The following is a 4,495-nucleotide window of genomic DNA, read 5'->3' as shown; positions in this document are numbered from 1 at the left end:
GCCAGGCATCGACCTCGGCCAGGCTGAACGCCAGGTCGGCGCTGCCCAGCTCGAACAGCTCGCCCTCGAGCAGCAGCCGGGGCAGGTTGCAGGCCGGGCGCCGGCGGCTGCCGAGCCACCAGCTCAGCCCCGGCGCGGCGGCGGCGAGCAGGCGGTCGAAGCAGGCATCGAGTTCGGCGTCGGGCTCGCGCGGGTAATCGTCGAGCATGATCCACAGCGCGCGTGGCTCTTGCGCCAGCGCCGCCAGCAGCTGGGCCTCGGTGAAATCGGGCGGGTAGCCGAGGGCCACGGCGAGCTGTCGGCAGAATTCGCCCGCCGACCAGGCTTGGCCGGCGCAACCGAGCCACACCGGCAGGCGCCCGGCGGGACAGGCACGGGCGCAATCGGCGAGCAGCACCGACTTGCCGAAGCCGGCCGGCGCGATCAGCAGACGCAGGCGGCAATCCTGCTCGAGCAGGCGCAGGATCAACGGCTCGCGGCGAATGTGCCCCGGAGGCTGGCGCAGCGGCACGCCCTTGCCGCAGGACGGCACGACCAGGGGCGTGGAGGGAGCGTAAGCGGTCATAGCGGCTCTGAATTGTTCTTATGCGGGGACCGGCTGATTGCAGGCTAGTGCGCAATCCCCGCGGCCGACAGCTGTATCACCGGCCCTGATGAGGACCAATAAAAAAGGCGGCCCGCAGGCCGCCCGAACATGGAGAGACGCTTGACCCGGACTCAACGCACCCCGGCGGTACGCAGCGCGGCGGGCGTGTAGTCGGCGCCGGTGGCCTTGAAGCCGAAGGCGTAGGCGGACTTCTCCTCGTTCTTCATACCCAGCGCCAGATAGCGACCGGCGATCAGGTCGTACAGGGCTTCCAGGGTGTAGCCCGGCACCTTGTGGTTGTAGTAGCTCTGCGCATGCCCCTCGGCTACCCGCCACAGCTGGCCGCGGCCGTCGTAGTGGTCGACCAGCGCCAGCTGCCAGCTGTCCTCGTCGAAGTACATGTGGCGCTTGGCGTAGATGTGGCGCTCGCCGGACTTCAGCGTGGCCTCCACTTCCCAGACCCGGTGCAGCTCGTAGCGGGTCAGGTCCTGGTTGATATGCCCGGCCTTGAGCACGTCGTCGTACTTCAGCGTGGGCGAATCGAGCTTGTAGCTGTTGTAGGGGATGTACATCTCCTTCTTGCCCACCAGCTTCCAGTCGTAGCGATCCGGGGCGCCGGAGAACAGGTCGAAGTTGTCGGCGGTGCGCATCCCGTCGGCGGCGGTGCCGGGGCCGTCGTAGGCGACCTGCGGGGCGCGGCGCACGCGGCGCTGACCGGCGTTGTAGAGCCAGGCCAGGCGCGGCTCCTTGACCTGGTCGATGGTCTCGTGGACCAGCAGCACGTTGCCCGCCAGGCGCGCCGGCGCGGTCACCCGCTGCTTGAAGTAGAGCAGGACGTTGCTCGCCTTGTCCGCATCGATGTCGGGCATGTCGGCGGGAAACGCCACCTCGTCCTCGAACCGCACCAGGCTGTAGGAACCGCCGGTCTGCGGAGTGGCCTGGGTGATCCAGCGCCGCACGTTGCCGCCGCGGTAGCGGGTGATGTGGTTCCACACCACCTCGATGCCATTCTTGGGTATCGGGAAGGCGTAGTAGCGGCTGTCGGCGAAGTTCTGCAGGCCGTTGCCGCCGTCCACCGCCGTGGTATGGAGGGCGCTGCGCTTGGCTGCGGCGTAGATCTCGTCGGGCACCGCGGCGCTGCGATGAGTGGGGTAGACCGGGATCTTGTAGCTGTCGGCGTAGCGCTTGAGCATCGCCAGCTGGCCGGCGGACAGCTTGTCGCGGTACTGCTCGGCATTGGCCGCGGTGATGGTGAACAGCGGTTGCTCGGCGGCGAACGGGTCGGCGAGGAAGCCCTTGCCGTCGACCGCGCCGGCGTTGCTCGGCAGGCCGCCGGTCCAGGCGGGGATGCTGCCGTCGGCGTTGCCGGCCATCTCCGCGCCGAGCGGGGTCAGGCTGGCGCCCAGTTGCGCAGCCTCCTGTTCGGAGACGGCGGCCATCACACCGGTCGCCAGCAGGGTCAGGGCCAGCGCTCCGCTTTGCAGGATTCTTGTAGTTTTCATCGGGTACGGATCCTTTGCGCGTGGTTGATCAGAAGTTCACACCGAAGCTCAGGGCCACGAAGTCGCGATCGGTGATGGTGTTGTACTCACCGCCGAAGAAATCGGTGTAGCTGAGGCTGGCGTTGTAGGTGTTCTGGTAGTCGGCATTCAGGGCGATGCTGATGGCCTTGCTGCCCTCGTTGAAATTGGGCCCGTAGCCGTCGACGTCATGCGACCAGGCCACGCTCGGCGTCAGGTTGACCCCGGCGAAGACGTTGCTGTAGTCGGCGCTGGCGCGCAGGCGGTAGCCCCAGGAGGTGTCGGTGTGGAAGCCGTCACCCTGGCATTCGTCCGGGTTGGCGGCATTGAACGCGGCGCACACACCCGGCGCGCTGAACTCGCCGGCACCGTAGATCGGGTCGCGGCCGAAGCGCAGCTCGCTGGGGTCGTCCTTGATCCCGCCGATGTGGTTCCAGCCCACCTCGCCGAGCAGGGTCAGGCGGCTGGCGCCGAGCACTCGATCGATGAACTGCACCGCGGTGAGCTGTGCCTGGGTGAAGGGCTTGCGCTCGTAGCCGTGGAGATCGGCGCTGGCGACGTTCTGCGCGTGACCGCTCTCGAACACCGGGTTGAACGGCAGGCCGAGGGCGGCGAAGGACAGGTCGGTGGAGTTGATCTGCATCGGCATGTTCGGCCGGTAGCTGATCTCGCCGGACAGCGCGGTGCCGCCGACGTTGGTCTGGAAGCTCAGGCCGTAGAGGCGGATGTCCTCCGGGTACTCGATGAAGTAGCGCGCGTTCGGCGCACCGGGAATGAAGCTGACGAAGTTCGGCGTGGTGGTGCGGATGGTGCTGAACACCGGGTTGCGGCTGTGGTAGTTCAGTGCGTAGAGGCCGAACTCGGTGTCGTTGAGCTGTTCGGCGAACCAGCGCAGGGCCAGGCCGTACTGGCCGCTGTCGCGCGCGTCGCGGTCCCCGGCGCGGGGAATGTAGGCGTTGTCGACGAAGGAGTTGGTCGACTCGCCCGGCGGCAGGTCCGGGCCGAACACCACGAGACGATCCTCGCAGCCGTCGGCGACCACGTCGGAGGTGGAGAAGAAGGTGCCGCAGTTGTCGACCACGGTCTGGTCCCACTCCAGCTGATAGAACACCTCGGCCGAGAAGTTGTCGCTCAGGCTCTGCGAGACGTAAAGCATGTTGACCGGAATCAGACCTTCCTTGATCTCGGCGCCGGGGCGGCGGAAGGCGGCGACGTCGATGGGGTTGATCGAGTTGATGCTGTTGCCGATAAAGGTGCTCTCGCCCCAGCTGACCACCTGCTTGCCGACCCGCACGCTGCCCGGCAGATCGCCGAGGCTGTAGTTGTGGTAGATGAAGGCGTCGAGGATTTCCGCACCTGAACTTTGCGCGGCGGTTTTGCGGTTGTGATCCTCGATGTCGTAGAACAGCCGGCTCTCGTCCTTGGTCTCGAAGTCGTACCAGTACTTGCCGCGGACGAATACACCGGTGTCGCCGTACTTCAGCTCGAGGTCGTGAATGCCCTTGAAGATCTTCGAGAAGGTCTCGCCCTTCTTGAAGTTCAGCCGGCCGTCGTCCGAGGTGCGCGAGGAGGCCTTGCCGCCACTGGCGACGGAGACGAAATCCGGGTCCGCGCCACGCACCGACCAGCTGGCGCCGACCGACAGCGAGCTGTCGAACTGGCCCTCGATCTCGCCGATATTGAAGGTGATGGCCTGCGCGGGGGCGGCGAATCCGACGGCGATGGCCAAGGCCAAGGTGTGCGGCTGGAAGATTCCGGGCCCTGTTGTTCTTGTCATGCGGGTCTCCTGAGATTGGGGTGCGACTGCCCTGCACCCTACGCAGCGACCGACGCCCGGATAAGCGCACCAAGGAGGGATTTCATCTGTCGCCCGAAAGTATGAATGGCGCCCTGGCGCGGGCGGCACGCGCCCACCCTCAGGCTGCTGAATGACGGAACATCAGGCCAACGGGGAACTTTCCCAGGGGGCGGGCCGGTATTGCGTGGTGTTCAGCGCCAGCGATCGAGCAGGTTGACCGCCAGGCGATCCAGCCAGCCCCACAGGCGCTGCTGCAGGCGCCCCCACCAGGGCCGCGCGCGCCACTCGTCGAGGGTGATCTCGGCGCTGGCGGCAAAGTCGGCGACGAAGCTGGCCGTCACCGCGGCGGTCAGCTCGGGGTCGAGCGCCTCGAGGTTGGCATCGAGGTTGAAGCGCAGGTTCCAGTGGTCGAAGTTGCACGAGCCGACGCTGACCCAGTCGTCCACCAGCACCATCTTCAGGTGCAGGAAGCGCGGCTGGTACTCGAAGATGCGCACCCCGGCCTTGAGCAGGCGCGGGTAGTAGCGCTGGCCGGCGAAACGCACCGGCGGGTGGTCGGTGTGCCGGCCGGTCAGCAGCAGGCGCACCTCG

At 67.0% G+C, this 4,495-nt stretch carries 3 protein-coding genes and 1 pseudogene; all 4 read right to left on the bottom strand.

Annotated elements, in window-relative coordinates; genetic code table 11:
• Positions 1 to 565, bottom strand: a pseudogene (locus N878_RS13355) (hypothetical protein); the annotation flags it as partial.
• Between the two features lie 152 nt (positions 566 to 717).
• Complete coding sequence (locus N878_RS13350; RefSeq protein WP_021444155.1) at positions 718 to 2,088, bottom strand: DUF1329 domain-containing protein; 1,371 nt, start codon at positions 2,086 to 2,088, stop codon at positions 718 to 720.
• Positions 2,089 to 2,116: 28 nt separating this feature from the next.
• Complete coding sequence (locus N878_RS13345; RefSeq protein WP_031303149.1) at positions 2,117 to 3,883, bottom strand: DUF1302 domain-containing protein; 1,767 nt, start codon at positions 3,881 to 3,883, stop codon at positions 2,117 to 2,119.
• A 212-nt stretch (positions 3,884 to 4,095) separates the two neighbouring features.
• Positions 4,096 to 4,495, bottom strand: a 400-nt coding sequence (locus tag N878_RS13340; RefSeq protein WP_021444153.1) for a phospholipase D-like domain-containing protein, incomplete at its 5' end; no start/stop codon positions are given.

The organism is Pseudomonas sp. EGD-AK9 (genome assembly GCF_000465935.2).
Classification (GTDB): Bacteria; Pseudomonadota; Gammaproteobacteria; order Pseudomonadales; family Pseudomonadaceae; genus Aquipseudomonas.
The sequence above is the reverse complement of the archived record's forward strand: the minus strand, read 5'-3'. Positions and strand labels throughout refer to the sequence as shown.

Coding starts and splice junctions, on each gene's coding strand:
- N878_RS13350 (WP_021444155.1), bottom strand. CDS start 2,088: ATGAAAACTACAAGAATCCTGCAAAGCGGAGCGCTGGCCCTGACCCTG.
- N878_RS13345 (WP_031303149.1), bottom strand. CDS start 3,883: ATGACAAGAACAACAGGGCCCGGAATCTTCCAGCCGCACACCTTGGCC.